At 64.3% G+C, this 23,352-nt stretch carries 22 protein-coding genes, 1 tRNA gene, 1 other RNA gene and 1 pseudogene; 9 read left to right on the forward strand and 16 right to left on the reverse strand.

Annotation, left to right across the window (positions count from 1 at the left end):
• Positions 1 to 85 precede the first annotated feature (85 nt).
• The 6 genes from ppa to THIMADRAFT_RS07005 form a co-directional block, all read right to left on the reverse strand.
• Positions 86 to 634: an inorganic diphosphatase gene (gene ppa, locus THIMADRAFT_RS06980; protein ID WP_007192285.1), complete on the reverse strand. Its 549-nt coding sequence runs from the start codon at positions 632 to 634 to the stop codon at positions 86 to 88.
• Positions 635 to 1,015: 381 nt separating this feature from the next.
• Positions 1,016 to 2,269, reverse strand: coding sequence for a 6-phosphofructokinase (locus THIMADRAFT_RS06985; protein WP_007192286.1), 1,254 nt, complete (start codon positions 2,267 to 2,269; stop codon positions 1,016 to 1,018).
• A 676-nt stretch (positions 2,270 to 2,945) separates the two neighbouring features.
• Positions 2,946 to 4,208 (reverse strand): UbiH/UbiF/VisC/COQ6 family ubiquinone biosynthesis hydroxylase, encoded by a 1,263-nt coding sequence (locus THIMADRAFT_RS06990; protein WP_007192287.1) that lies wholly within the window; start codon positions 4,206 to 4,208, stop codon positions 2,946 to 2,948.
• Entirely contained in the window at positions 4,195 to 5,433 is a 1,239-nt protein-coding gene (ubiH, locus tag THIMADRAFT_RS06995; protein WP_007192288.1) for a 2-octaprenyl-6-methoxyphenyl hydroxylase, read from the reverse strand. Before ubiH ends, THIMADRAFT_RS06990 begins: the two co-directional genes overlap by 14 nt.
• Before the next feature lie 199 nt (positions 5,434 to 5,632).
• Positions 5,633 to 6,940, reverse strand: a complete 1,308-nt coding sequence (pepP, locus tag THIMADRAFT_RS07000; RefSeq protein WP_007192289.1) for a Xaa-Pro aminopeptidase — start codon at positions 6,938 to 6,940, stop codon at positions 5,633 to 5,635.
• Positions 6,937 to 7,602: a UPF0149 family protein gene (locus THIMADRAFT_RS07005; RefSeq protein WP_007192290.1), complete on the reverse strand. Its 666-nt coding sequence runs from the start codon at positions 7,600 to 7,602 to the stop codon at positions 6,937 to 6,939. The genes pepP and THIMADRAFT_RS07005 overlap by 4 nt, the downstream gene beginning before the upstream one ends.
• Before the next feature lie 40 nt (positions 7,603 to 7,642).
• Here THIMADRAFT_RS07005 and THIMADRAFT_RS07010 point away from each other — a divergent pair, with 40 nt between their 5' ends.
• The 4 genes from THIMADRAFT_RS07010 (at position 7,643) to THIMADRAFT_RS07020 (ending at position 9,012) form a co-directional block, all read left to right on the forward strand.
• Positions 7,643 to 7,852 (forward strand): TIGR02449 family protein, encoded by a 210-nt coding sequence (locus THIMADRAFT_RS07010; RefSeq protein WP_007192291.1) that lies wholly within the window; start codon positions 7,643 to 7,645, stop codon positions 7,850 to 7,852.
• Positions 7,849 to 8,178 (forward strand): cell division protein ZapA, encoded by a 330-nt coding sequence (locus THIMADRAFT_RS07015; RefSeq protein WP_007192292.1) that lies wholly within the window; start codon positions 7,849 to 7,851, stop codon positions 8,176 to 8,178. The genes THIMADRAFT_RS07010 and THIMADRAFT_RS07015 overlap by 4 nt, the downstream gene beginning before the upstream one ends.
• Before the next feature lie 14 nt (positions 8,179 to 8,192).
• Positions 8,193 to 8,378, forward strand: a non-coding RNA gene (gene ssrS, locus THIMADRAFT_RS25485) — 6S RNA.
• Between the two features lie 67 nt (positions 8,379 to 8,445).
• Entirely contained in the window at positions 8,446 to 9,012 is a 567-nt protein-coding gene (locus tag THIMADRAFT_RS07020) for a 5-formyltetrahydrofolate cyclo-ligase (protein ID WP_007192293.1), read from the forward strand.
• 325 nt (positions 9,013 to 9,337) lie between these two features.
• On the opposite strand, the gene ilvA is transcribed toward THIMADRAFT_RS07020, so the two are convergent.
• Entirely contained in the window at positions 9,338 to 10,870 is a 1,533-nt protein-coding gene (gene ilvA / locus THIMADRAFT_RS07025) for a threonine ammonia-lyase, biosynthetic (protein WP_007192294.1), read from the reverse strand.
• 551 nt (positions 10,871 to 11,421) lie between these two features.
• Between ilvA and rpiA the strand changes: the two genes are divergently transcribed.
• Both rpiA and THIMADRAFT_RS07035 read left to right on the forward strand, forming a co-directional pair.
• Positions 11,422 to 12,081, forward strand: a complete 660-nt coding sequence (gene rpiA, locus THIMADRAFT_RS07030) for a ribose-5-phosphate isomerase RpiA (RefSeq protein WP_007192295.1) — start codon at positions 11,422 to 11,424, stop codon at positions 12,079 to 12,081.
• 139 nt (positions 12,082 to 12,220) lie between these two features.
• Positions 12,221 to 12,687 (forward strand): annotated as a pseudogene (locus THIMADRAFT_RS07035) (DUF29 domain-containing protein).
• A gap of 210 nt (positions 12,688 to 12,897) precedes the next feature.
• On the opposite strand, the gene THIMADRAFT_RS07040 reads toward THIMADRAFT_RS07035, so the two are convergent.
• From THIMADRAFT_RS07040 to THIMADRAFT_RS07060, 5 genes are all read right to left on the reverse strand, one after another.
• Positions 12,898 to 14,184, reverse strand: a complete 1,287-nt coding sequence (locus THIMADRAFT_RS07040; RefSeq protein WP_007192297.1) for a porin — start codon at positions 14,182 to 14,184, stop codon at positions 12,898 to 12,900.
• A 503-nt stretch (positions 14,185 to 14,687) separates the two neighbouring features.
• Positions 14,688 to 14,761, reverse strand: a tRNA-Gln gene (locus tag THIMADRAFT_RS07045).
• A 144-nt stretch (positions 14,762 to 14,905) separates the two neighbouring features.
• Positions 14,906 to 15,295 (reverse strand): 30S ribosomal protein S9, encoded by a 390-nt coding sequence (gene rpsI, locus THIMADRAFT_RS07050; protein ID WP_007192298.1) that lies wholly within the window; start codon positions 15,293 to 15,295, stop codon positions 14,906 to 14,908.
• An 11-nt stretch (positions 15,296 to 15,306) separates the two neighbouring features.
• Positions 15,307 to 15,744 carry a 50S ribosomal protein L13 gene (gene rplM, locus THIMADRAFT_RS07055; RefSeq protein WP_007192299.1) on the reverse strand — a complete coding sequence of 146 codons (438 nt, stop codon included), beginning with the start codon at positions 15,742 to 15,744 and terminating at the stop codon, positions 15,307 to 15,309.
• Between the two features lie 387 nt (positions 15,745 to 16,131).
• Positions 16,132 to 16,443, reverse strand: coding sequence for a (2Fe-2S) ferredoxin domain-containing protein (locus tag THIMADRAFT_RS07060; protein WP_007192300.1), 312 nt, complete (start codon positions 16,441 to 16,443; stop codon positions 16,132 to 16,134).
• A 151-nt stretch (positions 16,444 to 16,594) separates the two neighbouring features.
• On the opposite strand from THIMADRAFT_RS07060, the gene THIMADRAFT_RS07065 reads away from it, so the two are divergent.
• Complete coding sequence (locus THIMADRAFT_RS07065; RefSeq protein WP_007192301.1) at positions 16,595 to 17,842, forward strand: (Fe-S)-binding protein; 1,248 nt, start codon at positions 16,595 to 16,597, stop codon at positions 17,840 to 17,842.
• Positions 17,843 to 18,106: 264 nt separating this feature from the next.
• A complete protein-coding gene (gene coq7 / locus THIMADRAFT_RS07070) occupies positions 18,107 to 18,751 on the forward strand; it encodes a 2-polyprenyl-3-methyl-6-methoxy-1,4-benzoquinone monooxygenase (protein WP_007192302.1) in 645 nt (214 codons plus the stop codon).
• Between the two features lie 246 nt (positions 18,752 to 18,997).
• Here the strand turns inward: coq7 and speD are convergent, their stop codons facing one another.
• Both speD and THIMADRAFT_RS07080 read right to left on the reverse strand, forming a co-directional pair.
• Positions 18,998 to 19,819: an adenosylmethionine decarboxylase gene (gene speD / locus THIMADRAFT_RS07075; protein WP_007192303.1), complete on the reverse strand. Its 822-nt coding sequence runs from the start codon at positions 19,817 to 19,819 to the stop codon at positions 18,998 to 19,000.
• A 36-nt stretch (positions 19,820 to 19,855) separates the two neighbouring features.
• The gene (locus THIMADRAFT_RS07080; RefSeq protein ID WP_007192304.1) at positions 19,856 to 20,305 is read right to left on the reverse strand and encodes an OsmC family protein; all 450 of its coding nucleotides are present in this window, start codon (positions 20,303 to 20,305) and stop codon (positions 19,856 to 19,858) included.
• Positions 20,306 to 20,474: 169 nt separating this feature from the next.
• Between THIMADRAFT_RS07080 and crp the strand changes: the two genes are divergently transcribed.
• Complete coding sequence (gene crp / locus THIMADRAFT_RS07085) at positions 20,475 to 21,131, forward strand: cAMP-activated global transcriptional regulator CRP (RefSeq protein ID WP_007192305.1); 657 nt, start codon at positions 20,475 to 20,477, stop codon at positions 21,129 to 21,131.
• A gap of 141 nt (positions 21,132 to 21,272) precedes the next feature.
• On the opposite strand, the gene trpC is transcribed toward crp, so the two are convergent.
• Positions 21,273 to 22,079: an indole-3-glycerol phosphate synthase TrpC gene (gene trpC, locus THIMADRAFT_RS07090; protein WP_007192306.1), complete on the reverse strand. Its 807-nt coding sequence runs from the start codon at positions 22,077 to 22,079 to the stop codon at positions 21,273 to 21,275.
• A gap of 2 nt (positions 22,080 to 22,081) precedes the next feature.
• Positions 22,082 to 23,122 carry an anthranilate phosphoribosyltransferase gene (trpD, locus tag THIMADRAFT_RS07095; RefSeq protein ID WP_007192307.1) on the reverse strand — a complete coding sequence of 347 codons (1,041 nt, stop codon included), beginning with the start codon at positions 23,120 to 23,122 and terminating at the stop codon, positions 22,082 to 22,084.
• Between the last annotated feature and the right edge of the window lie 230 nt (positions 23,123 to 23,352).

Consider the following 23,352-nt stretch of genomic DNA (forward strand, 5'->3'; position numbering starts at 1 on the left):
GCGAGACGGCAGGGGGCTCGGCGAATGACCTGATCGAGACGCCGCATCGAGCGCTCGCCCCACGGAAGGGCGAGCGACGGGCACATCAGAACGCCGGTTTCTCGGGTGCTTCTTCGAACATTTTCACGCTGTTCATGATCTCTTCGCGTGCGTCCTCGCGGCCGCCCCAGCCCATGACGCGGACCCACTTTCCTTCATCCAAGTCTTTGTAATGCTCAAAGAAATGTGAGATTTGGTCGAGCAGGTGGGCTGGCATGTCGCGGAAGCTCTCGATCTCGCGGTAACCCTTGAAGAGCTTGTCGATCGGGAGCGCCAGGATCTTGGCATCGTCGCCGGATTCGTCGGTCATCTTGAGTACGCCGATCGGCCGGCACTTGATCACGGATCCCGAGATCAGCGGATAAGGGGTCACCACGATCACGTCGACCGGATCGCCATCAGCGGACAAGGTGTTCGGCACATACCCGTAGTTACAGGGATAGTGCATCGCCGTGGACATGAAGCGATCGACGAACATGGCGCCGGTCGCCTTGTCCATCTCGTACTTGACCGGCTCGGCATGCGACGGTATCTCGATGATGACGTTGATCTCGCTCGGGATATTGTCGCCGCGTGGGACGCGCTTCGGATCCATGGGTCAGCCTCTGTGGTTCGGATGGAATCGCCGAGATGCGACCGTCCTGCCGATGCACGGCGGGTCGCGTTGGCGGGGTCAGGTCGAATCCACTCGATTGTAGCTCATCGCGTGCCGGGAAATCCCAATGATCGCGCGCGGATTGAGCCGCGCCCGGGGGGCGCGCCCGAGATCGACACGGCATTCGATCGTTGAGCGGGGTCTGCCGTTTGGCTCCGGCCGCCTGCCTCCAGCCTCCAGGCGCCTGCCTCCAGCTTTCAGCCTAAAGGCTCAAGCTCTGAGGTTTATCGCTGATCCTGAATCCGGCAGCGAAAAGCGAGAAGCAAAAATCCGGAGGCAGGCGGCTGGAGGCAGGCCGCCGCAGGCCCGCCCCGAGCCGCCTCAGATCTCGAACGCCGGCAGCCGCTTCTCGACCGCGACATTCTTGAGGGTGACGTACTTCGGCAGCCCCTTCTCGAACGGCGGATAGTCCTCGCCCTGGATCAGCGGGATCAGATAGTCCTTGCAGACCGGCGTGATCCCGAAACCGTCTTCCGAGATGAATTCGCGCGGCATGAACTTCTCGACGTTGGCGACCTCGGACAGCGGCGCTTCGCCGACCTCCCAGCGGTAGGGGTCCTGGCTGACCCGCTTGATGGTCGGCATGATGGCGTTGTGCCCCTCGAGGGCGAATTGGACGGCGGCGCGGCCCATCGCATAGGCCTGCTCGACGTCGGTCTTGGAGGCCAAATGACGAGCCGCGCGCTGGAGGTAATCGGCGACCGCCCAATGGAACTTGTAGCCGGTGGCATCCTTGATCATGTTGGCCACGACCGGCGCCGCCCCGCCCAGCTGGGCGTGTCCGAAGGCATCGCGCGTGCCCTGCTCGGCGAGAAAACGTCCGTCCGGATATTTCGCGCCCTCGGAGACCACGATCGTGCAGTAGCCATGCTGCTCGACCTTCTGCTTGACCGCGGCGAGGAAGCGCTCCTGGTCGAACTCGATCTCCGGAAAGAGGATCATCACGGGGATGCCGTGGTCTTCGACCAATCCGCCTGCCGCGGCGATCCAGCCGGCATGACGGCCCATGACCTCGAGCACGAAGATCTTGGTCGAGGTCTTCGCCATGGAGCGCACGTCGAACGAGGCCTCCAGGGTCGAGGTGGCGATGTATTTGGCAACCGATCCGAAGCCCGGGCAGTTGTCGGTGATCGGCAGATCGTTGTCGACCGTTTTGGGGACATGGACGGCCTGCACCGGATAGCCCATGGTCTCTGAGAGCTGGGAGATCTTGTAGCAGGTGTCGGCGGAGTCGCCGCCGCCGTTGTAGAAGAAATAGCCGATGTCGTGGGCCTTGAAGACCTCGATCAGACGCTCGTACTCGCGCTTGTTGGCCTCCAGGCTCTTGAGCTTGTAGCGGCAGGAGCCGAATGCGCCCGAGGGCGTGTAGCGCAGCGCGGCGATGGCCTCGTCGGACTCGCGGCTGGTGTCGATCAGATCTTCGGTCAGGGCCCCGATGATGCCGTTGCGTCCGGCGTAGACCTTGCCGATCCGCACCGAGTGAAGACGCGCGGTCTCGATCACGCCGCAAGCCGAGGCGTTGATGACGGCGGTCACGCCGCCGGATTGTGCGTAAAACGCGTTCTTGGCTGTCATGTCTGTCCCCTTGTTTTTAGGATGCTTGTCGTTAGGTGCCGGCGCTTGTCCGACGATGCGGTCCGTGGGTGTCCGCTCTGTGCTCAGTGCTTGCGGCCAGGCAGGTCCCCGCGCTGCTCCGCGACGGCACACTCGGGCTAAGCCGTGTCACCGGCAACACGCGGGCCTGGTTGGTTGCGCAGCGCCGTGCGATCGTGGATATCGTGCCCGGCGCGGCTTCGAATTAAGAATAACACCGATAACTGAAGTCAAGTCAGTCGAGCGGCTTCCGAGTGTTGCGAATCCGAGAGACGGGATGGCTATACCGAGCGCGCGTGGGTTTTTCGGAAAGCAGGGTGCGTCCCGCGCGCGTCGGGACAAGGCGCGCCGACGAGGCGTAGCGGCCCCTACGGCGAGGAGGCGGAACGCCGGCCCGGCGTGCGCGGGGCGTGCAATGCGGCGAAAAATCCACGTGCGCTCGGTATATATGCCTGTGGTTCGAACCCGGTCTAAACCGCGTCCGGAGCGCGATGCTCGATGTCGAGTGAGCTCGACGCTTGGCGCCCCCATGTCACTTCGCACGACGCGGCTTAAATTTTTTATTTGTCAATATATTAAACCGCGCCGATTCCAGCGGTCGTCAAGTCTGCCGGGGCCGATCCCATCCAACAACAGCGCACACCGCGCAGGGCGCGGTTTAAATCGGACGCGCCAGCGGCGGCAGGTCGCTCCCGAGACCCAGCGCCCGCTCCATGAAGAGCGCCTTGATGGGGCTGATCCGGTCGGTCAGGGTCAATCCCAGGCTGCGTGCCGCAGCCAACGGCGGGAGATCGTTGCTGAAGGTGCGCTTGATCAGGTCCATGGCGGCGAGCATGGCGGTGTTGTCGCCGCGGCGCGCCCGCTCGTAACGGCGCAGCGCCCAGAGACCGGCGATGTCGCGTCCTCGTTCCAGCGCGAGATCGATCGCTGCGGCCAGCTCGGCGGCGTCGAGGAACCCCAGGTTCACGCCCTGTCCGGCGAGCGGATGGACCGCATGCGCGGCATCGCCGACGAGGGCCAGCCCCGGCAGGACATACTGCTTGGCGTGTTGGAGTCGAAGCGGAAAGGCGGCGCGCGGGCCCTCGACGACGAGCGGGCCGAGCCGCGCCTCGGAGGCGTCCGTCAGGGCGGCCGAGAAGGCGGCATCGCCCATCGCCAGCAACTCGTCGGCACGCGCTTCGGTGGCGGACCACACGATCGAGCAGCGCCCGTCGGCCAGCGGCAGCAAGGCCAGCGGTCCGGTGGGCAGGAAGCGCTGCCAAGCGGTCTCCTGGTGCCATTCCTGCGGCAGGACGTTCGCGACGATCGCGCGCTGGTCGTAGTCCCGGCCCTCGGTCTCGATGCCCGAGAGCTCGCGCACCAGCGAATCACGCCCGTCTGCGGCGACCAGCAGGCGACCCGCGATGACCTGCCCGTCACCGAGCACCACCCGCGACTCGGTCTCCGTGCGTTCGATCTCGACGATGGATGCGGGGCAGACGAGCCGGATGTCGGGCGAGGACTCGAGCGTCTCCCACAAGGCCAGTTGGATGACGCGGTTCTCGACGATATGCCCGAGGTCGGGTTCCCCGAGCGACTGGGCGTCGAAATGGATGCTCCCGCCGCCGGAAGCATCCCAGACACACATCTTGCGATAGGGGTTCGCACCGAGCGCCGCGATGCGCTCCCAGGCGCCGAGGCGTGCGAGGATCCGCTGACTGGCCCGACTCAAGGCGGAGACGCGCAGGTCGATCTCGCCCGCGGGCCAATCGCGCCGCGGCGCACGGGTCTCGATGACCGCGATCCGCAGCCCCTTGCCCGAGCAGGCGCGGGCTAGCGCGGCCCCGACCATGCCGCCGCCGACCACGACCAGATCGAACAACGCATCTTGCGGCGCGGTCGTATCCGGAATACTCGATGACATGGATTCAGTCTCTTGCATCGGCCTTCTCCAGAGGGACCCCGCAGGCGAGGCGCGGTAAGCGCCCGCCGACGCCCATGAATCGCTGCGCCACCCGGTGGCGTGCCGGGGGGGTGAGATCCAGGCCCAACATGGCCGCATTGCGGGCGAGCCGCAGCGGCGTCCAGGGGTTGACGAAGACGCGGGCGAGCAGATCGGTCAGTCGCGCGGTGCTCGGCTGATCCGACCCGCGCCAGGCCCGATAGTCCGAGAGGGCCGCCGGACCGCCGAGATCCGCACCCGCACGGGCGCTTTGGGCGACGACCTCGGCGAGCGCGGCGACGTCGCGCAGACCCAGATTGAAGCCCTGGCCGGCCACCGGATGGAGCGTGTGCGCCGCGTTGCCGATGAGCACGACACGCGGCTGTACCGGGTTGCGCGTGAGCACCAGCTTCAGCGGATAGGCGCGACGCGGGCCGACCCGCAGAAAACGCCCGACCCTGTAGCCGAAGCGCGCCTGCAGGCGCTCGAGGAAGGCGTCGTCCGAGAGTGCGAGCAGTGCGCTCGTCTCCTCGCTTCGACAGGTCCAGACCACCGAGTAGCGTCCGCCCGTCATCGGCAGCAGGGCCAACGGCCCGGTATCGGTAAAGCGCTCGAAGGCCACGCCGGTCCGGGGGCGATCGGGCGAGACCGTCGTGATCACGGCGTCTTGCGCATAGCGGTCGTCGCGGGTCTCGAGGTCGAGCTGCCGGCGCACCGCCGAGTCGCCGCCGTCGGCCGCGACCAGCAGGGGGGTGCTCAGACGCAGGCGCTCGTCGGCGCACTGCACTTCGAGCTCGACCCGGTCGGCCGCGACGCGATGCTCCGAGAGCCGCGCAGGGCAGAGCAGCTCCACATCGGGAGACAGCGCGAGCGCGGAGCGAATGGCCGCCCCCATCACACGCGCCGGGGCGACATAGCCCAGGGCCTCCACGCCCGCATCCTCCGGACCGAGCCGCGTGAACCCGCAATGCCCGCGATCGGAGACGTGGACCTGCCGAATCGGCTCCGCCTCCGGGGCGATGTCCGGCCAGACGCCGATCGCTTCGAGGATCCTGCGACTGCCCCAGGACAAGGCAATGACGCGCTCGTCGTAGCTCGGCTGGTGCTCGGCCGAGGCCGGCACCGCCTCCACGACCGCGATCCGCAGACCGCAGCCGGACAGGGCGCACGCCAAACTCCCGCCGACCAAGCCTCCGCCGATGATGACCAGATCGTATTCGTGCATGCTTGCCTTTAAACCGCGCCCGGTGCGGTATGCGTGATGTGTTTGAGTGGTTTGGCCGCAGCAGCTCCGACGACTGTCGGAGCCGGCGCGGTTTAAAGTACTGAAAAATCTTAAATTCTAAACCGCGTCTCACCGAGATCGTGGACATCTCCAAAGCCAAACGCAAAATGAAAATGACGCATGTCGCTCCGGACGCGGTTTAGTTGTCCGCCATGAGGGATTCGATCGCATCGGGATCCTTCGGTGCCGCGGCAGAGAGGACCTCGTTGCCCGATTCCGTGATCAGCACGTCGTCCTCGATGCGGATCCCGATCTGCCGATAGGGCTCGGGGATCGCATCCGAATCGGCCAGATAGAGCCCCGGTTCTACCGTCAACACCATCCCGGGCTCGAAGGGCCGCCATGCACCGCCTTGTTTATAGCTTCCGACGTCGTGGACATCCATCCCCAGCCAATGTCCCGTGCGGTGCATGTAGTAGGGCTTGTGCGCCTCGTCCTTGATCAGCTTGGCGAGCTTCCCTTTGAGCAGACCGAGATGGATCAGACCCTTGGTCAAGACCTTGACCGCCTCGTCGTGCGGCTCGTTCCAGAGATTCCCGGGCTTGGCCTTGCCGATCGCCGCGGCCTGCGCCTCGAGCACCAGCTCGTAGAGCTCGCGCTGCGGCGCGCTGAAGCGTCCGTTCACGGGAAAGGTCCGGGTGATGTCCGAGGCGTAGCCGTCGAGCTCGCATCCGGCGTCGATCAGCACGAGATCGCCGTCGCGCAACGGCGCCCGGTTCTCGACATAGTGCAGGATGCAGGCATTGGCGCCCCCGCCGACGATGGGCGAGTAGGCCTGGTCGCGCGCACCCGAGGCGGCGCAGACGTGATGGAACTCGGTCTCGAGCCGCGACTCGTTCATGCCGGGCTCGCAGATCTGCATCAACCGCCGGTGGGCCGCGGCGGAGATCTCCGCGGCTCGGCGCATCTGTTTGATCTCGGCCGTGCTCTTGCGCAACCGCATCTCGTGCAGGACCGACTCGATGGTCACGAAGGTCTCGGGCGCGGAGGCGCCGGCGCGGATGTTTGCACGGACCCGGTTGACCCAGCCCATGACCTGCGCGTCGAGCGCCGCATCGCTGCCGATCGCGAAATACAGTCGCTCGCGCCCGTCGATCAGGGTCGGCATGACCGTGTCGAGCTCGCTCAGCGGATAGGCCTGATCGGCTCCGAAATCCGCCGTCGCACCGTCCACGCCCGCGCGCCGGCCGTCCCACTGCTCGCGCTCCGGATCGCGAGGCCGACAAAAAAGAACGTACTCGCCGTCTTTGCGTTTCGGCGCGATGACGGCGAAGGCGTCGGGCTCGGCAAAGCCGGTCAGATAGACGAAGTCGCTGTTCTGGCGAAAGGGGTAATGGACATCGCGGTTGCGCACGACCTCGCGCGCCGCCGGAACGATCGCGATGCCGTTCGGGCCGATCGCGTTGGCCAGCGCGCGACGGCGTCGCTTGTACTCGGCCGCCGTCATGACTCGGGCGACCGCGCGGGAGCGACGACGCGCTCCTGATAGATCGTCATGGCTGCTACCCGGATGAATTCGCTCACTTCGGTCAGGGCCTCTTCGTTTTGCTCGTCGTCGTCGAGTCCGTCCAGATCCATGCGGGTGACGTCGGTAAAATCACGCAGGATCTCGTTCGTCTCGGCAGAAAGCGGCGCGCCGGCGAGGTCAATCGTGCCCCAGGCGTAAAGAAAGCCGCGCACCCAGTCATAGAGGGCCATGGCCCGTTCTGCAAGGGGTCGAGTGTCGTCGGGCAGGAACAGCGTGAGGCCGAATTCGGAGCCTTCGAGCTCCTCGCGAGTCAGCCTTGCCAGCTCCGACAGGGCCTCGCGGCCCTCGTCGCCCTGCGGATCGGCCGCTTCGGGGGCGGACAGGAGCTGTTGCAACCACGTGGACTCGGGGTCCGCATCGCCTCCGCACATCAGACCACAGAGGATGCCGTGGGCCTCGCTGGGCGTCGCACAGAGAGCGCCTTCTGCCAGATAAACGGCAAGCCGATCAGCGTCGATATTCGTGGCGACCTCCTCTCGATGAAACAGGGCGGTGAAATCGGGGACGGGGCCGGGAGAGCGACCACCCGGACGGCCTCGGATAATACCATGCGCCCCCTTGCGATTGACCGTCCTCCGCACGCCTTCTATAGTGCGACGAAATTCAACGGAGTCGTGGACTTTGGCACATTTCGACCTCGACCAATTGGAGCAGCAGGTGGAGGCTTTGATCCGCCTGAACCAGCGCCTGCGCGACGAAAACAAATCCCTGCGTTCTCGCCAGGACAGCCTGGTTGCCGAGCGCGGCGAGCTGATCGAAAAGACCGAGCAAGCACGCAGCCGAGTCGAGGCCATGTTGTCGCGGCTGCGCGCGATGGAGGAGAGTCTGTGAGCGAAGAGGCGGTTCAGGTCAACATCAGGATCCTCGACAAGGATTACCGCATCGCCTGCGCGCCGCATGAAGAAAACGGACTGCGCGAATCGGCACGCCTGCTCGACGGGAAGATGCGCGAGATCCGCAAAACCGGTCGCGTCATCGGCACCGATCGGATCGCCGTCATGGCGGCCCTGAATATCGCCCACGATCTTTTTCAGCTTCAGAAGACCCGCGCCGTCGACAGCGGCGAGCTTGACCCGCGGCTCGCACTCCTGCAAGAGCGAGTCGAGCAAGCTCTGGCGGCCGAAGAGGCGCTGGACGCGTCAGGCGAAAGGGTATAGCCTTTCGTCTCAGACATCCCCTGCAGTGTCCGATCGTGGCCTGGGTATTTTCTTGAGCCTAATCGCTGCCCTGGGGACATAGAAGCGAGGCCGTTGCGCAAGTCCGCCTTCGAGCGGGAAGCCTGAAGCCGAGCCGAGTGTTCCCACTTGAACCTCTTGGTTCAAGAACAAAGGTCTGCAACGGCACAGGCGGGGGGTGTCCCTTCCTTTTCCTCCATGGCTGACCCGAAACATCTCCGCCAAGCATTGCGCGCGAGCCGGCGAGCATTGTGTCCCCAGACCCAGCGTGAGCATGCGCATCTGGTTGCTCGACTGCTTCGTCGCGAGAATCGTTATCGACGTGCCCACCGAATCGCGGCATATTGGCCCGCCGACGGCGAGCTCGATCCACGTCCCTTGCTGAACGCCGCCCGCGAGGGCGGAAAAGCGGTCTATCTTCCGGTCTTGAGCGGAAGCATCGGGCACCGATCCAGCATCAAACTTCGCTTCGTGCGTTGGATCACCGGCGAGACGATGCGACCGAATCGCTTCGGCATTCCCGAACCGACGCGGCGCGGCCGCCACAGCCGCCCGGCTCGCCATCTCGACCTGATCCTGGTTCCGCTGGTGGGATTCGACAGCGCCTGCAATCGTATCGGCATGGGCGGCGGCTACTACGACCGCACCCTGGCCTATCTGAAGCCCCCTCGATCCTGGCGGCGGCCCCGACTGATCGGTTTGGCCCATGAGTGCCAGCGCCTGGAGAGGATCGAGCCTCGCCCCTGGGACGTCCCGCTCGACGCCGTCGTGACCGAACGGCGCGTCTATTTTAAATCGCGTTTAAATCGCGTTTAAATCGCGACGCGAGCGATAAATCGGGTGTGGAGATCCGCTCGGCTTCTTCTTGAGCCTGCCCCCTTTGCGCGGCGCGATTTAAAGTGAGCTTCGAGAAAAGTGGCTCCAAGCCGCACCACCGCCCGAGATGCCGGCGCCGTGTTGAAAACGCTGCGCTTTGCCCGACCTACGGGTAACACCATTTCCGGGTAACCACTTAAACCGCGCCCGGTGCATTATGCCTATTGAGTTGGCGCGGTTTAGATTTCCTTGTCATCATCTGAACCGCGCCCCGCCGAGGCCGCCTAATCGCGACGATCCAGCGACCCCGCTGCACCCTCGCAAATCACCCCGAGCGCGGTTCAGATCCGGCAAAGAGCCGATAGGCCGGGTTCTCGGTCTCGTCCCAGTATTGATAGCCCAGGGTATCGAGCGCTTGGCGAAAGGCACCCGTTTCGTCCGCCGGAATCTGGGCGCCCATCAGGACTCGCCCGTAGGCGGCGCCGTGGTTGCGGTAGTGGAACAGGCTGATGTTCCAACGCTTTCCGAGGGCCGAGAGAAAATCCAAGAGTGCACCGGGGCGCTCGGGAAACTCGAACCGCACGAGCGTCTCGCCCTCGATCCCTTCGGCATGCCCGCCCACCATGTATCGGATATGTAGCTTCGCCGTCTCGTTCTCGGTCATGTCGAGCACCCCGAAGCCTTTCTCCACGAGGCGGCCGATCAGCTCGGCGCGCTCCTCGTCGGCGCGCGCGAGCTCGACACCGACGAAGACCTGCGCCCGCGTCGCATCCGAGTAGCGATAGTTGAACTCGGTGATCTGGCGCCGCCCGATCACGCGGCAGAAGGCGAGAAAGCTCCCCGGACGCTCGGGGATCTCGACCGCAAGCAACGCCTCGCGCCGCTCGCCGAGCTCGGCACGCTCGGCGATATGACGCAGCCGATCGAAGTTCACGTTGGCGCCGCTTTCGATCGCGATCAGATGCTCGCCCTTGATCTTGTGTGTCTCGACATACCGCTTCATGCCGGCAACCGCCAGCGCACCGGCCGGCTCGGCGATCCCGCGGGTGTCGTCGAAGATGTCTTTGACCGCGGCGCAGATCTCGTCGGTGCTCACGAGAACCACCTCGTCGACACGCTCCCGGGCGACGCGAAAGGTCTCCTCGCCGATGAGCTTCACGGCCACGCCGTCGGCGAAGAGTCCGACCTGGGCAAGCTCGACACGCCGTCCCGCGGCGAGCGCCGCATGCAGCGTCGGCGCATCCTGCGGCTCCACCCCGATGACACGCACCTCGGGCATGAGCCATTTGACGTAGGCCGCGACCCCGGCGATCAGTCCGCCGCCGCCCACCGGGACGAAGATCGCGTAGGGAGGGACCGGATGCTGGCGGAGGATCTCCATCCCGATGGTCCCCTGACCTGCGATGACGTCCGGGTCATCGAAGGGGTGCAGGAAGGTCAGCCCCTTCTCCGCAACCAAGGTCATCGCATGGGCGAATGCCTCGTCGTACGAGTCCCCGTGCAGGACGGCCTTGCCGCCGAGACGGCGCACCGCGCGCACCTTGATCGCAGGCGTGGTCCGCGGCATGACGATGGTCGCCGGCACCCCGAGCTTCGCGGCACCGAGCGCAACACCCTGTGCATGATTGCCCGCACTGGCCGCGATCACGCCGCGTGCGCGCACCTCCGGATCCAGATGGATCAGCTTGTTGTAAGCCCCGCGCAGCTTGAACGAGAACACGGGCTGCAAGTCCTCGCGCTTGAGAAAGACCTCGTTGTCGAGGCGTGCGGAGAGTTGCGGCGCATGTGTCAGGGGTGTCTCGTGCGCCACATCGTAGACGCGAGCACGCAGTATCCGTTCGATATAGGCGTCGGGCATCTAAACCGAGTCCGGGGTGATATGCATTGTTCTTGGATAGGGGTCGTGTTGAGTGAATACAGGAGCGTCGGAGCCGACGCGGTTTAGAACTTCAAGACTACGAACCCTTATACCGTATCTCTGCCGAGGATCGGACGGACACTCGGCATTGGACGCACTCGAAACGAAGCATCTCACTCTCGGTACGGTGTCACTCCGGACGGATCCGTGGGGTTTCTGCGCTCTGGTATGATACTGCCGGAGTGGGAAAAGGGCAGGTTTTACGGATCCGCGCGAGGCACACCAAACGTCGGCGCCGAGCCGACGGCGGCTGGCGTCTGGAAGCTAAACCGCGTCCAGAGCGAGATGCTCATCTTCGAGTGAGCTCGACAATGGGTGCATCCACGGCCCTTGGCGGGGGCGCGGTTTAAAATCATATCTTTTTTCGTCTCTTAAACCGTGCCGACTCCGGCGGTCGTCAAGTCCGCCGGGGCCGATCGCATCCAAACACATCGCATACCGCTCCGAGCGCGGTTTAACGCCTCACACTCGACCAACACATCGGAGGACACATGAACACACAAGACGCCATGAAGAAACAGGCCGCCGAGGCGGCGCTGAGCTATGTCGAGGAGGGCATCATCGGGGTCGGAACGGGCTCGACCGTGAATCATTTCATCGATGCGCTTGCGGGAATCAAGGGGCGCATCGACGGCGCGGTGTCGAGCTCGGTCGCCTCGACCGAACGACTCAAGGGGCATGGGATCCCGGTCTACGACCTCAACGCCGTCGGCGAGCTCTCGCTCTATGTCGACGGGGCGGACGAGTCCAATGCGCAACTCCAGTTGATCAAGGGCGGCGGCGGTGCACTCACGCGCGAGAAGATCGTCGCGGCGGCGAGCCGGCAGTTCGTCTGTATTGCCGACGAGAGCAAGCTCGTCCGCGTGTTGGGCGCATTCCCGCTGCCTGTCGAGGTGATTCCGATGGCGCGCAGCTATGTTGCGCGCGAGCTGGTCCAATTGGGCGGTACCCCGGTCTGGCGCGAAGGTTTCGTGACCGACAACGGCAACCTGATCCTGGATGTACAGCACCTGGAGATCATGGAGCCCGCCAAACTCGAACAAACCATCAACAATATCGCCGGTGTGGTCACGGTCGGGATCTTTGCCCTGCGCCCGGCCGATGTCTTGATTTTGGGAACCCCGGGCGGGCCCAAGACGGTGAGGGCCTAACTAAACCGCGTCCGGAGCAGTGTGAGTCGTTCTTGGATTGGAGCTGCCTCGGTCGGAACCTGGAACCTCCGAGCTGACGCGGTTTAGGATTCTGAAAAAGAACTGTATCTCGGAGTCAACAAGAGGAGAGGCGACCGCGATGGCGCGCCAACGAAATCTGAAGTCGGCTCATGAACCCGAAGCGCCCGTATACGGGGAAGACCTCGTCGCTTGGGCGTTCGCGAATGCGCGCTTGTTGAGGGAAGGACGTTTCGACAGCCTGGACGTGGAGAACATCGCCGAGGAGCTGGAGGATATGGGAAGGAGTGAAAACGGGCACTTGCGAGCCATCTGCGCGTCTTGCTCCTGCACCTCCTGAAATGGCAAGAGCAACCGGCCCGACGCGGCCCTTCATTGCGGCGCTCGATCCGGAACGCCCGTCAAGAGATCGAGGAGATCGTCGCGGAGAGCCCGAGTCTTGCGCAGCGACTCCCCGAGATAATCGAGCAGGCGTACCCCAAGGCGTTGGAATCGGCGATCGACGAGACCGGCTTGCCTTCGAGCAGCTTTCGGCCTCGATGCCCCTATCGACAGGATGAGCTGCTGAGCTCGGCCTTCTGGCCCTAAACCGCGTCCAGAGCGACAAATGTAGTTTTTAGTGTGCGTTTGGCTTCGGAGATGTCCTCGCTCTCGGTGAGACGCGGTTTAGAATTTGATATTTTTTAATAGCTTGAACCGCGCCAGCTCCGACGGTCGTCGGAGCTGGCGCGGTTCAAGCCACTAAAAAAACGGGGCCCGAAGGCCCCGTCATGCGTTCCATGCCAAGCCGGAATCGGCTTAGAAGCTGTGCATCATGCCCAGCGAGAATCCATCCCACTGCGAGCCGTTGATGACGTCTGCATCGTCGCTGTCGACCTGGGTGTACAGCACGTACGCCTTGGTCCGCTTGCTGAAGTTGTGATCGAAGCCGATCGCCCAGGTGTAATAATCGCCTTCAAGCGAATTCTTGAAGGTATCGACGTTGTCGAAGCTCGCTTCGAAGTCGTTGTCGTTGTTGCCGCTGCCGTACATGGCCTTGACCATGTTGTTGCCGAAGGCGTAGCCGGCTTGGACCTGCCACAGCTCCCTCTTCTCCGGAACAGGAAAACCGACGCCGCCATTCTGAGCCCACAATTGGCCGGCCGGGAGGTTGTCCTGATTCTCGTAGATGGCGGTCAGGGTGAAGCCGTTCCAGTCGAGCAGGCCCAGGCCAATACGCCACTTGCTGAAGTCGTCGCCGACGAAGTTCGGGTTGGCGATCGGTTCACCCGTGACCGGATCGATGGCGATCGGGTCGCCGAGCAGGACCGTGGTGGAGTCCATATAGAGGTCGTTGCCCAACGCCTCGTAAGCGGCCGACAGATAGAACGGGCCGTTGCTGTAGATACCGGCAACGGACCAGCCTTCCGCGATGCTGTCGGCGAAGATGTTTCCATCCTGCGTGGTGACGGTCGAGCCGCCGCCCGCATGCACCGCACCCATCAGCTGGAAGCCGGCCAGGCTCGGGCTGATATAGGCGACCGCGTTGTCGACGCGCAGATCCTGGAAGCCGACGGTGCCGTTGTAGTCGGCCATGGTGTCGGAGAAGAGATCCAGCTTGCCGGTGGAGATCTTCAGCGGGGTGTCGTGACGCCCGACCAGGAAGGTACCCCACTCGCCGGCCAGGCCCAGGAAGCTGTTGCGCATGGTCGGCGAGTTGTTCGAGCCGGTTGCGGCAAGTCGACGCGTCTCTTCGGTCATCTGGATGCCGAACTCGACCTGGTAGATCGCCTTCAGACCATTGCCGAGATCCTCGGAACCCTTGAGGCCGATGCGGTTGGCACGACCTTCGCCGGGGATGTAACCACCACCGTTCAAGCCCCAGCCCTGGAAGTTTTGATCGCGATCAGGGATCGGGGGAAGGATCTGCGCACCGGTTTCGGGGTCAATGGTGCCGGGGAACACGGAGCCCTGGGAGATGACGTTGGTCACGTCGGCCCAGTCGATGGACATGTTCAGCTTGCCGTACAGGATAGCTTCGGCCATTGCGGCGCCCGGGGCGACCAGCGCGGCAGCGACCGCGAGGCTAAGGATCTTCTTGTTCATACTCTTCTCCGCTGTTGTGAATTTGTCAGTTAGACTGCAGAAACCGAACGCAATCATGCTTTGCGCACTGAACTATAGTGGAAGGCGGAGTGTTTTGCAACAGAGTGGGGCAAAAAAAGACACACACGGGCAAAGTGTTGCTTTTTAGCATCGAAGCGCTGCGGGGCGGGTGGCGTCCGGCCGACTTGCGGGTGCGGTCGGCCTGCGGTCGGCCGGCAACGGCGTCTGTCCTCGGCGGAGCGCTTCGCGCCAAACCTCGATGAGACGCGAGGCTCTCGCTCGAGCGGGGTGTCGAGGTGCATCCGGGGCAGTGTCTGAAACAGCATCGACAATTACCACACCCGATCGTTCCGCCAGACCGAGTCACGCCGACTGCGCGTCGGGCGTCGCTGATGTCGATGCGACAACGAGCGGGTGTCGCGTCGGGTGTACAGTGGGAGTGGATTTCAGGCGATCGGCAAGACGCGGTCTTGCCTGATAGAGATGTGGCGTCGTGCAGGGTGTGGCTGGGGGACTAGGATTCGAACCTAGGTTGACGGAGTCAGAGTCCGCTGTCCTACCACTAGACGATCCCCCAAGAAATCGGATCGTGCGGCCGGGATCGGAAGGTCGATGTCCGGCGACCGAAGACCGACGAGAGCGCGCTCCGCTTGCAGTCCCGCTGAGGCTGGCTCGGGCTTGCCGAGCCGGGGCAGGGAGCGATGGCTCTGCGGTCGAGCGGTTAACGCTTCGAGAACTGAGGGCGCTTGCGGGCCTTGTGCAGACCGACCTTCTTGCGTTCGACCTCGCGCGCATCGCGGGTCAGGAATCCGGCGCGCCGCATCGGCGAGCGCAGGGTTTCGTCGAATCGCACCAGCGCCCGGGCGATGCCGTGGCGGATCGCGCCGGCCTGTCCGGTGTTGCCGCCGCCGGTCACGGTGACCTTGATGTCGACTCGGTCCAGCATCCCGGCAGTCTCGAGCGGTTGGCGCACGACCATCCGAGCCGTCTCGCGGCCGAAGAATTGATCAAGCGGGCGATCGTTGACCGTGATGTTGCCCGACCCGAGGGTCAGGAAAACCCGGGCGGCGGACGTCTTGCGTCGACCGATGGCGTGTTGTCTCTCGGACATGCGTCTGATTCCTAAACGTTGAGCTCAAGGACTTGCGGCTGTTGCGCCTGATGACCGTGCTCCGGCCCGGCGTAGACACGCAGCTTCTTGAACATGGCCCGCCCGAGCGGCCCGCGCGGCAGCATGCCCTTCACGGCGATCTCGATCGCGCGCTCGGGTTTCGAGTCGAGCAGCTTGGCGAGATTCGTCGACTTCAGATTGCCGATGTAACCTGTGTGATGGTAGTACATCTTGTCTTCGCGCTTGTTCCCGGTCACCCGCACCTTCTCGGCATTGATGACGACCATGTAGTCGCCCGTGTCGACGTGGGGGGTGTACTGAGGCTTGTGCTTGCCGCGCAAGCGAAGGGCCAACTCGCTCGCGAGCCGCCCGAGGGTCTTGCCGTCGGCATCGACCAGATACCAGGCACGGCGGACTTCCGCCGGTTTTGCACTCACTGTCGTCGTCATGTCCTTCGCTCCGGGATGCCGTGCTCGCGTTGTCCCGACATCGAACCTCTCGCGCGGCATCGTGCCGGTGCGATTCGAGTGTCGAGGCGCGCGCGGGCCGTCGATTTCGTTTTCTGTGTCGAGAAAGACCGCGAAGTCTACGTGACGAAATCGCCGCACGCAACCCAAAATTTAAGCCGCGATTCAGGCGGGTAACCTTAAACCGCGCACGGCGCGGTATGCGATGTTTCCGGATGGGATCGGCCCCGGCAGATTTGACGAGCGTTCGAGCCGGCGCGGTTTAAGGCATTAAAAAACATACTATTTAAAGCGAAGTCCCCGCCAGAGACTTGGATGCACCGAACATCGAGCTCACTCGAAAATTCAGCATCTCGCGATGAGCGCGGTTCAGGGTAGCCGCAGCCGATCCACCACCTGCCCGCCGATCAAATGCTCTTGAAGGATCTCCTCCAGGTCCTCGCTGTCGACGTAGGTGTACCAGGTGTCCTCCGGATAGACGACGATCACCGGCCCTTCGGTGCATCGGTCAAGGCACCCCGCGGTATTGATGCGCACCCCGCCGCGTCCGGTCAGACCCAGCTCCTTGGTGCGGCGCTTGAGGAAATCGCGCATCGCCGTGGCGCCGCACTGATTGCAGCATTGGCTGGCGTCCTCGCGCTGGTTGGTGCAGAAGAAGACATGGTAGCGGTAGTACGACATCTTAATGACCTGAATTGAACGCAAGGCGGCCGAGGAAGGGTAACATAATCAAGGTCCGCAGCGACCGAGCGCCACGTCCGAGGCAAGAGGTTCGCCGGCATGGACGCACACCGACCGAACCGACCGAGCCACACTGGACGACCCCCCGCGATTGAAGATCTCGACCGGAGACCCGCGCAGCCTTCCGCAGGCCGACGCAACCCGCGAGCTGCTGCAGCTTGCCGATCAGTGCGTTAAATGCGGGCTGTGCCTGCCGCACTGCCCGACGTTTCAACTGGCACGCCAAGAGGCGGACTCGCCTCGCGGGCGGATCGCGCTGATTCAAGGGTGGGCGGGCGGCGACCTGGCGATGACGCCGACCCTCGCGGCGCATCTCGACGGTTGTCTGGGCTGCCTGAACTGCCAGCGCGTCTGCCCCTCGGAGGTCGCCTACGGGCATATCGCCGATCAGGCAAAGGCGCTGCGCATCGCAGCCTTGCCGGCGCCCCGGCGGAGCGTCAATCGGCTCGCGCTCGGCGTCTTGTCCAGCGCGCGACTGATGGGCCGATTCGCCTGGCTCTCACGCCTGTACCGGCGTCTTGGTCTCGCCCGGCTAACGGAGTTGATGCGGCTGGACCGAATCCCCGCACTTCGCCCCTATCATCGGATCGCAACTGCGATGGGAGCCGTCGCACGGCCGATCGCCCCGCATAATCCCGAGGGGCCCGGCGAATCGGACGGCGATCTCTTCCTCGGCTGCATGGGCTCCGCCGCGGAAGGGCGTGCCGTGGAGGCGACCTTGAAGGTTGCGGCTCGACTGAATCTGCGCCTTCGCATCGTCTCGCCGGATACCTGCTGCGGGGCCATGCTCAGGCACAACGGGTGGCCCGAGCAGGCCGATGCGCAGCGCGAAGCCTGTGTGCGGATCCATGGCAACCGTCCGCTCGTCGGTCTGGCGAGCGCCTGCGTGGCCGAGCTTCGAGGCGATCCGGCGCTGTGCGACACCCGGGAGCTGTGCGCCTTCCTCGACGGGCTCGAGTGGCCCGAGTCGTTGCGGATGCGACCCGATCGGCGTCGCGTTCTGGTCCACGAGCCCTGTTCGCATCGCAATCAGCTCGGCGGGAATGCGGCCGTTTACCGGCTGCTCGGGCGCATCCCCGGTCTCGCGGTGGCGCCGATGCCGCCGGGACAGGGCTGCTGCGGTGCCGCCGGGACCTACCTGCTCCAGCACCCGGTCATGGCCGAGGCCCTGCTCGCCGACCTGCTGGCGCCGGTGCGTCTGGACACGCCGGACGTGATCGTCACCACCAATCCGGGTTGCGCACTGCACCTGGCCGCGGGCGTTCGCGAGGCCGGGCTGGATATCGCGGTCCTGCATCCCGTGGAGCTGATCGCCGCGGTGCTCGACCCCGCGCCTTAAACCGCGCCCGATGAGGTATGCGTCGTCTGTTGGATTGGCGCGGTTTAGAGGCCATCGGTCGGGCACGTTGTCGTTTTCGTAATCGACAACGACAACGACAACGACAACGACAACGATTGGAGTCGGTGCTCGACTGATTTGCGGCTCGTTGCTTCAGGGTCGAGAAACGCCATGGAACCGGGTCCCGCCGCCCGCATACTCGTCACACGGCGGAGAATCCCCGATACTGACCGCAACTCGACACCCTTCGACCGGAGCAACCGCATGACGACACGCCGTTTGACGCCCATCGACCAGGTCCTGATCAACGCCGATCATGCCTTGCGAACCCTGTTCGGGCGCCCTCAAACCACCGAAAGAACCAACCCGGCCGAGGGCATCCCGGAGGCCGAGCTCACGGACGAGCAGCGTCGCCACGTCGCCCGCCTGATGCGGATCAACCACACCGGCGAGGTCTGTGCCCAAGCCCTCTATCAGGGCCAGGCGCTGACCGCGAAGCTGCCGGATACGCGCAAACGCCTTGAGCGCTCCGCCAAGGAAGAGAACGATCACCTGGCCTGGTGTGCCGCGCGGCTGGAAGACCTGGGTGACCGCAAGAGCCTCTTGAACCCGCTTTGGTACGCGGGCTCATTCGCGATGGGTGCGGCGGCCGGGCTGGCCGGCGACAAATGGAGCCTCGGATTCGTCGTCGAGACCGAGCGTCAGGTCGAGGACCACCTCGACGAGCATCTGGAGCAGATCCCGATCGACGACGAGAAGACACGCACCATCCTCGAGCAGATGAAGGCCGACGAGGTCCACCATGCACAGATTGCCCACGCCGCGGGCGGCGCCGAGCTGCCTGCGCCGGTCCGTGCGGCGATGCGGATGACATCCAAGATGATGACGGGCACGGTCTACTGGGTCTGAACCGCGCTCTTCGGTGCATGGGCGTTCCGAACGATCTTGAGTCTCGGAGCCGCCAATCACCGTCGGCGCGGCGCGGTTCAGGAAATTTGGATTTTTTCAGGGCGTCCGGCGACCGGGATGAGCGAGCGCATCACGAACCGTGCGAGCGCCCTGGATCTGCACGACGGCCCCCGAAGATCGGGTGCCGGCGAGCGCAGCGAACCGCATCCGATCCCAAAATCATCCTGAATTCCGCGCTAGCGGAATTCAGCCGGTGAACTCGAGGTTGCGCCCCAGATTACGCCCGTAAAAGATCTCGGTGAGCTCGCGGCGCAAGAGCTTTTGGATGCGTTGGTGCTCGCGCTCCGAGAGGTCCTTCGCCTCGATGCAGAAGAGATAGTCGTCGAGCCGGAAGTGCTTGATGACCATCTTGGTGTGGAAGAGATTCTCCTGGTAGACGTTCACGTCGACCATCTGATAGCGGTTCTTGGTGTCGCGCGAGAGATAGTTCTGGATCGAGCTGATGTTGTGGTCGATGAAGTGCTTGCGCCCGCCGACATCGCGCGTAAAGCCGCGCACCCGGTAGTCCATGATGACCACGTCGGACTCCAGCGCGTGGATCAGATAGTTCAAGGCGCGCAGCGGCGAGATCCGCCCGCAGGTCGAGACATCGATATCCGCGCGGAAGGTGCTGATCCCGGTCTGGGGATTGCTTTCCGGATATGTGTGGACCGTGATGTGGCTCTTGTCCAGATGGGCGACGACCGCCTCGGGCAAAGGGCCGGGCGAGGCGGTGTTGGAGATCTGCCCCGCCGCGATCGGCTCCTCGGAGATCAGCATGGTCACGGATGCGCCCTGCGGGTCGTAGTCCTGGTGCGCGACGTTGAGGATGGTCGCGCCGATGATCTCCGCGACATCCGTCAGGATCGCGGTCAGTCGCTCGGCGTTGTAGGCCTCGTCGATATACTGAATATAGGCCTCGCGCTGCTCGTCCGAGTCCGCATAGCAGACATCGTAGATGTTGAAGCTGAGCGTCTTGGTGAGGTTGTTGAACCCCTCCAGGCGTAGCTTTTTCAGGGTCATGGGCATCGACGTGAGACCTCCAAAACAACGAGAGCGCGCACGCTACCGTTCCGGTTCGACGGATGCAAGGGCGGCATCGCGATCGCGGATCTCGAAGTCGTGCGTGACGGTCGCGGTCGCACCCAGCATGATGGATGCCGAGCAGTATTTCTCGGCACTTAGCTTGATCGCCCGCTCGACACGTTGCGGATCGAGGCCGCGCCCGGTCAGGATGAAATGGACGTGGATCGCGGTGAAGACCTTGGGGTCGGTCTCCGCCCGCTCCGCGGTCAACTCCACGACGCAGTCCGTCACCGCCTGCCGCGCCTTGCTCAGGATGAGCAGCACGTCGAACTGGGTGCAGCCGCCCAAGCCCATCAGCAGCATCTCCATCGGGCGCACCCCGATGTTGCGACCGCCGAGCTCGGGCGGTCCGTCCATCACGACGGCATGACCCGAGCCGGCCTCGCCGAGCATCGCCGCCCCTTCGATCCATTTCACACGCGCTTTCATCCGGAATCTCCGCCGTCGTTCGTCCCGAAAAAGGAAGGCCCGACACGCGACCCGCTCGCGCTCGGGGACATTCAACGGCAGCCCGCCTCCGCATCCCTCGGTGTTCGACAAGGGGCGAGCGCGCGCCTAGAATCCAGGCCATGTCCGGGACAGACAGGCACAGCGATCCATGACCATTTTGACGCCGCCCAAACAAGATCCCCGCTGGTTGGAGCCCTTGCTGCGTTACTGTCATGCCAAAAGCTACGACAAGAACGTGGACTTTATCCGTCAAGGCGAGGCGGCCGACACGCTCTATTATCTCATCGAAGGTTCGGTCGCGGCGATGATCGATGATCCCGAGGAGCGTCGAGAGCTGCTGCTCGCCTATATCAACAAGGGCGAGTTCATCGGCGAGATGGGGCTCTTCGTTCCGCAGAAGACACGCAGCGTCATCATCCGCACCCGCACCAAGTGCAAGGTCGCGGAGATCAGCTACCAACGGCTCGATCGCCTGCTCGATGTCGAGCTCAAAGAGTACGCCAAGGACTTCCTCTACAGCGTCGGACTGCAACTCTCCCAGCGGCTGCGTCAGACCAGCCGAAAGGTCGGTCACCTGGCCTTCCTCGACGTCACGGGGCGGATCGCCGGTACCCTGCTGGACCTCTGCAAACAACCCGATGCCATGACCCATCCCGACGGGATGCAGATCCGCGTCACCCGACAGGAGCTCTCCCGCAACGTCGGCTGCTCGCGCGAGATGGCCGGGCGGGTGCTCAAGAGTTTGGAGGAGCAGGGACTGGTCAGCGTGAAGGGAAAGACCATCGTGGTGTTCGGCACGCGGTAGTGCCGCTAGCCGTCGATTGGGCACGCTGCGCTTTGCCCAACCGAGCCTTCTTGGCGATGGCCTCGAGTTGAGCTCGACCCGCTGGACGTCCGGGAGGCCGAAGAGTCGACTGCAAGTCGACGATCCCGGGAGAAAGCCAGCTCAACGCATTCCGAAGAACAGCCGCGCCAGCTCCTCGCCCGGATCATCGGCTCGCATAAAGGCTTCGCCGACGAGGAAGGCGTTCACACCGCTTGCACGCATCCGCCCGACATCGTCCGGGGTCAGGATGCCGCTCTCGGTGACGAGGAGCCGGTCGCTCGGAACCCGATCCAGCAGTCCGAGCGTCGTGTCCAGGGTCACCTCGAAGGTCCGCAGATTGCGGTTGTTGATCCCGATCAGACGCCCCGGGACCGACAGCGCTCGCTCCAGCTCGTCCGCGTCGTGGACCTCCACGAGCACATCCAGACCGAGCTCGCGGGCTAGAGCGTTCAGCTCGGCAAGCCGGGCATCGTCCAGACAGGCCGCAATCAGCAGGATGCAGTCCGCACCCAGGGCTCGGGCCTCGTAGACCTGATAGGGATCGACGATGAAGTCCTTGCGGATCACCGGCAGGGCACAGGACGCGCGCGCGGCGACGAGATCCTCGTCGCTCCCCTGGAAGAAATCCCGATCGGTCAGCACGGACAGGCAGGCCGCGCCATTGCGGGCGTAGCTCTGCGCGATCTCGGCCGGTCGAAAATCCGGGCGCAGCACGCCTTTGCTCGGACTGGCCTTTTTGATCTCGGAGATCACGGCGGGGGCGCCGGCCTGGATTCTGGCCCGGAGCGCGTCGGCGAACCCACGTGGCGGATCGGCCTCGTGTAAGCCTGCGGCGAGCCGATCGAGCGGCACGCGCGCCGACCGGGCCGAGACCTCTTCGACCTTCCGGTGAATGATTTTTTTGAGGATGTCGGGCGTATCGGCCATGGTCAGACGCCACCCGTCGCGCGATCGAAGCTCGCCGTCAGTGCGATCAAGCGCTCGAGCCGACGCCGGGCCTCGCCGCTGGAGATGGCGAAATCGGCGCGCGCCAAGCCGGCGGCGAGACTCTCGGCGCGGCCGGCGGCATAGATGGCCGCACCGGCATTGAGCGCAACGATATCCCGTGCCGGCCCCGGCTGGTTGTCGAGGACGCCGCGAAGCATCACCAGGCTTTCGCCCGGATCCCCGACACGGATTGCATCCAGATCCGCTCGCGCGAGACCGAAGTCCTCGGGATGAACGGCGTAGCGGTGGATCACGCCGTCCTTCAGCTCGGCCACGTCGGTCACGTCGCCGATGCTGATCTCGTCCAGCCCGTCGCGGGCATGGACCACCAGCACATGACGACTGCCGAGCCGCTGCAGCACCAGCGCCAGCGGTTCGAGTAGATCCTCGCTGAAGACACCCAGGACCTGATTGGGCGCACCGGCCGGGTTGGTCAGCGGACCCAGGACGTTGAAGATGGTCCGCACACCCAGCTCTTTGCGGGGACCGATCGCGTGCTTCATGGCGCTGTGGTGGCCCGGCGCGAACATGAAGCCGACGCCGATCTCGCGCACGCAGCGTGCGACCTGCTCGGAGGTCAGATCCAGGCGGACACCGGCCGCCTCGAGCACGTCGGCCGCACCGGAGCGGCTCGAGACCGAGCGGTTGCCGTGCTTGGCCACATGACAACCGGCCGCTGCCGCGACGAACATGCTGGTGGTCGAGACGTTGAAGGTCCCCGATGAATCGCCGCCGGTGCCGACGATGTCGACCACATGATCGAGCCCGCCGAGATCCACGCCGCTCGCCAGCTCGCGCATCACGCCCGCCGCCGCCGCAATCTCGGGCACTGACTCGCCCTTCATGCGCAATGCGATCAGGAAGCCGGCGATCTGCGCCGAGGTCGCCCCGCCGGTCATGATGGTGCGCATGACCGAGGTCATCTCCTCGCCGGTGAGGTCATGGTGGTCCAGGCAGCGGTTGATCGCCTCTTTCAGCTCCATGGTTAAAACGCGCTCTTTGGTTTCTGCGAGGTTTTCATGTGGGGTTGACCTTATCACGCTCATTGATCGCCGGAGCGGCGCGTTTTAAGTGATTATTTTTTAGGTATTCTTTAAACATCCTAAACCGCGTCTCGCAAGCCCGCCGGAGGACTTCGGCCTTGACGTCGCCGCCGAGACCAGTTGTCGGGATGGACGCGGTTTAGCGCCGTAGGGTGGACAAGCGCAGCGCA

The sequence above is a fragment of the Thiocapsa marina 5811 genome, from assembly GCF_000223985.1.
Classification (GTDB): Bacteria; Pseudomonadota; Gammaproteobacteria; order Chromatiales; family Chromatiaceae; genus Thiocapsa; species Thiocapsa marina.